This window comes from Streptomyces sp. NPDC058964, from assembly GCF_042741275.1.
In the GTDB taxonomy this organism is placed as follows: Bacteria; Actinomycetota; Actinomycetes; order Streptomycetales; family Streptomycetaceae; genus Streptomyces.
This window is the reverse complement of sequence record NZ_JBHYKH010000007.1, coordinates 54,238-55,839: the sequence shown is the minus strand read 5'-3', so window position 1 is coordinate 55,839 and position 1,602 is coordinate 54,238. Positions and strand designations below refer to the sequence as shown.

The 1,602-nt window shown below is 70.7% G+C and carries 2 protein-coding genes; one reads left to right on the top strand and one right to left on the bottom strand.

The features are described from left to right. Positions 1-72: 72 nt before the first annotated feature. Positions 73-765, bottom strand: a complete 693-nt coding sequence (locus ACFW2E_RS01875) for an SDR family NAD(P)-dependent oxidoreductase (protein ID WP_384459812.1) — start codon at positions 763-765, stop codon at positions 73-75. A gap of 210 nt (positions 766-975) precedes the next feature. Here ACFW2E_RS01875 and ACFW2E_RS01870 point away from each other — a divergent pair, with 210 nt between their 5' ends. Beyond that, a complete protein-coding gene (locus ACFW2E_RS01870) occupies positions 976-1,458 on the top strand; it encodes an AtaL-like protein (RefSeq protein WP_384459809.1) in 483 nt (160 codons plus the stop codon). Positions 1,459-1,602: the final 144 nt, after the last annotated feature.

Here is a 1,602-nt window from a genome sequence, read left to right as displayed (position 1 = left end):
CGGCCGGGGCTGGCCTGCCCACATGCCGGTGCCCGGCCTCCACCGGGCCGGGCACTGTGGGCGTGGGGGCGCTCACACGGTCGTCTTGCGGTCCAGTACGAGGTCGTGGCCCACGATGTACGACGCCTCGTCGGACGCCAGCCAGAGCACCGTGTCGGCGATCTGCCCGACGCTCGCCCCGCGGCCCAGCGGGCAGGGGCTGATGGCGTTGATACGGATGCCGCGGTCGGCGTACTCGCGGGCCGCGGTCTGGGTGAGTGCGCTGACCGCGGCCTTCGACGCGGCGTACGCGCCGAGTCCGGGCAGCATTCCCTGCGCCCCGATGTTGCTCGCCGTATTGACGATGACCCCGCGGCCCGCCTTTTCCATGTGCGCTATCTCGTGCTTCATGGCCAGCCAGACGCCGGTGAGATTGGCGGTCAGGGTCTGCGCCCAGACCTTTTCGCAGATTTCCCCGACGGGCTGGTTGGGGCCGAGTTCGGTCACATTGTTGAAGGCCACGTCCACGGTGCCGTACCGGCGTACCGTCTCGGCGACGATGTGTTCGGCTCCGTCGCCGCCCGGGCCCGACGGATCGGCCACGACACGGTCGGCCTTTCCCCCCTGACGGGAGATCAGGTCACATGTGCTGTCCAGGGTTTCCAGGTGTCGTCCGGCCACCACCACGGTGGCGCCCTCACCGGCGAAGGCGATGGACGCGGCCCGCCCGATCCCCTCTCCGCCTCCCGTGACGAGGACGATCTGGCCGGCGAATCGTGCCGACATCGGAGTTCCCCTCTCTCTTCGCTTCACTTCTCGCGTCGCCATCCACACCCGAGGCTGCCGTCGGCTCCCCCCGGGCGGCAATGAACGGCCGTGCTTCCTGTCAGGTCGCCCCGCGTATCTGACGAAGTTCTCACCGCGCGATTGCCGCCCCCCGGAAAACTCTTCGACACTCCCCTTCGGCAGGTACCGCGCAGACCGGAGGGAATTCCATTGCTGACGATTTCATGGACCCGGGTCATCGACGGGGTGGACCAGGAGACGCGCCGGGCACCGACCCGGGACGGGCTGTGGCAGGCCATGCTGCACAAGGCGGAGGACCCCGTCCTGTACGTGCCCGCCATCACGTCCTCCCGGATCGTGGAGCGCTACCCCGACGGGTTCCTGCGCGAGTCGCACCGCGGCGAGCGCTTCCTCGTGCAGCGGGTCACCCCGGACGAGGCGGCAGGCGTCATCACGTTCCGGAACCAGGACACGACGGACCTCTCGCTGATCCGCAACGAGATCGGCACGGACGAGGCGGGCCGGCTCACCCTCACCCTCAGCATCACGCTGGACGAGGGCCCGACGGAGACCGCCCTGTCGCAGAGCGAGTACCTGCGCGACCTGGACTGCGACTTCTGCGGCACGCTCAAGGCGATGACCGCGGTCCTGCGCCGTACGGCACTGCACGGGCGCCCGGTCGCCCACCGCTGAGGCGCGCGGCCCCCGCCCCCCGCCCGGGGAGCGGCGCGCCGGGGGGGGGGCGCGGGGGGGGTGGGGGGGGCGATTTTTAAATGGCTCGCAATTGGCCGGCGGGCCGTCACCTCGTCGCCCTCGGCGACGCCCGGGGACACGGAC